Source organism: Ensifer sp. SSB1 (assembly GCF_016652895.1).
GTDB lineage: Bacteria > Pseudomonadota > Alphaproteobacteria > Rhizobiales > Rhizobiaceae > Ensifer.
Genome location: NZ_JAEPRP010000355.1, coordinates 1 through 1822, shown reverse-complemented (window position 1 = coordinate 1822; position 1822 = coordinate 1). Strand labels below are relative to the sequence as shown.

Annotated in this window: 1 protein-coding gene and 1 pseudogene; both read left to right on the top strand. The window is 68.1% G+C overall.

Features of this window, described 5'->3' with window-relative positions:
* On the top strand, positions 1 to 652 hold a 652-nt coding region (locus tag I8N66_RS37245; protein WP_291165565.1), incomplete at its 5' end, for a hypothetical protein.
* A 6-nt stretch (positions 653 to 658) separates the two neighbouring features.
* A pseudogene (locus I8N66_RS37240) lies at positions 659 to 1822 on the top strand (hypothetical protein); the annotation flags it as partial.

The window sequence follows — 1822 nt, the reverse complement described above, 5'->3', positions numbered from 1 at the left end:
CGACCGAATGAACCGGCTGAACACACTGGCGAAACCGGGTGATACATACACGCCGTACGACAACATCGGAACGACTGGCTACGCACTGAACAAGGCGACGGGCGCTGCCGCTTCAGCTAATCCAGTGCTGGCGAAACTGTATCAGGCGGTGCAGGGCTCGATCATGAACGAGAACAACGCCCAGGCCGGCGCCGCCGGCGCGTCTGCTGCGCTTTCCAATGAGCGCCGCCGCGCGATTCAGCAGGGCGACGTGCGCGACGGTTCGGACGCAGAGGGCAACCCGATCGCGTACAGGGTCGGCACGACCGGGAAGGTCGAGGTGCTGGACGGTGTCTCGCCTCGCGCCCGATCCAGCGGCGCTGATGCGGCCACTGCCAAGGCCCGCGCACGAATCGTCGAGCAGGTCACGAAGGATCCCATGATCGCGCCGGAAGATCAGGAGGCTGAGGTCGAGCGCCGCATGCGCCTGGCGACTGGACCGAGCGTGCGCGACTACATGAGCGCGGCGAAGAATTCGTCGGCAAGCAAAGGCGCCTCTAAGATGGATTCCGACATGCCCGCCGGCATACCAGCCGGTTCGAAGCAGATCGGCACGGCCAAAGGCAAACCGGTCTGGCAGGCACCCAACGGCACGCGGTATATCGTGGAGTAAGAGAGGATGGCGGTTCGAGAGTTTTCCGGGCAGTTGGACGGTGTGAAAGAGTTCGACGGTCTGCTGGACTCCGAACTGCCGCCCGATCAGGCGGTATTCGGCGCGTATCGCGGCCCAAAGCAGAAGCCGGCGCAGCCTGCCGCCGCGCAGCCGAGCATCGGCGTCATGGGTCTCGCCCGGCCGGAACCGGCTGGCCCGCTCGATCCTGCGGCGCAGGCTGTCGTCGACCGCTGGCAGGAGCGCCTGACGCGCCCGGTCGAGACCGGATCGATCGGCCCGATCCAAGGCCCAGCCGCTTCTATCGGCAGCATCATCTCCGGTCTGGCAAATTCGGTGGTATCTGGAGCGCAGAAGACTCGCGCCGGCATGCGTACGATCGTTGCCGATGCGATTGGATCGCCAGATGCCACGGCTACCGCGCGCCGGGAAGTCGCAGACGCTCAGCTCCGTGACGCCACCACGACCCCCGCATTCGAAAGCCCGACGGCAGCCGGCATCTATGGCGGCGTTGCGAGCACGCTGCAGCAGGTCCCGGCCGTGGCCGCCGGCCTGGCGACGCGCAGCCCCGCAGTCGCTACTGCTGCGATGGTTGCGCCGCTAGTTCCCCAGCAGTACGGCGTTTACCGCGGCGCGGGTGCGGATCCCATGACGGCCGGCCTGGGCGCGGCCGGATACGCTGGCGCCGAGTATCTGACCGAGCGTCTGCCGATGGGCGTGCTGGTGAAGCAGCTCGGCCGTGTGGGCGCTATGCGCTTCCTGTCGAACCTGCTGGCGCGCGAGGTGCCCGGCGAACAGGTCGCCACGCTGGCGCAGGACGCCATCGACAAGGCGGTCGCCGAGCCGGACAAGACGTGGGGAGATTATGCCCGCGAGCGCCCGGACGCTGCCTATCAGACCCTGCTTGCCACGATCACGCAGGGCGGAATCATGGGCGGCGTGAACTCCGGCATGAACGCCGTGCAGCGAGCCGAGGACCGTGCGGTCGCAGAGGATGCGCGGCAGGTCGCATTGACGAAAGCCGCAGACTTATTCAAGCCGCCGGCCGGCGTTGCGCGTGAACTGCCCGCCGACGCGGTGCTGGACGGCGAAGCGCCGCCCGCGGCCCCGGCTGTCGCGCCTGTCACTGTGCCGCCGGCCCCGGTGCCGGCGCCCATCGCCGCCGCGCCCACG